Below are 511 nucleotides of genomic sequence, written 5' to 3'. Positions count from 1 at the left end.
AGGCCACCTTCTCCGCCCATGGTTTTGAGATCTCCCTGAATAATGGCTTCACACGCGGTATGTACGTCCTCTTGCAAATAACGCATACGTGCTGCTACATCTTCCGCAACACGTTTACGAATAAAGAACTCACCAACACCCGTAGTTGAAACTGCCACCACGCCATTCTCAGCCACCGTGCCACAGCCTATCAGTGCAGAATCTCCAACACGACCATATTGCTTATTGGTTACCCCACCCGTACTGGTCGCCGCAGCTAAGTTGCCTTGCTGGTCTAACGCCACTGCGCCTACGGTGCCGTGTTTACGATCATCCGGGTAACGAGACTCAGATAACGCAAACAAACCTTTCTCACGCATTGAGAGCAGCTGTTCATAACGGCGATCTGTGAAGAAGTAATCTTGTTCGGTGTATTGATGGCCTTGTTCAAAAGCAAACTTCTCAGCACCTTCACCAACCAACAACACATGGTTGCTGCGAAGCATCACATCCCGAGCCAACTCGATCGGGT

The 511-nt window shown here is 50.5% G+C and carries 1 protein-coding gene; it reads right to left on the bottom strand.

What is annotated here, in order from left to right; all coding sequences use genetic code 11:
* Window positions 1–511 (bottom strand): isoaspartyl peptidase/L-asparaginase (locus R7P74_RS29560; protein ID WP_318124318.1); only part of this gene is annotated, 511 nt, incomplete at both ends.

The organism is Vibrio sp. 2033 (assembly GCF_033339735.1).
The sequence above is the reverse complement of the archived record's forward strand: the minus strand, read 5'-3'. Positions and strand labels throughout refer to the sequence as shown.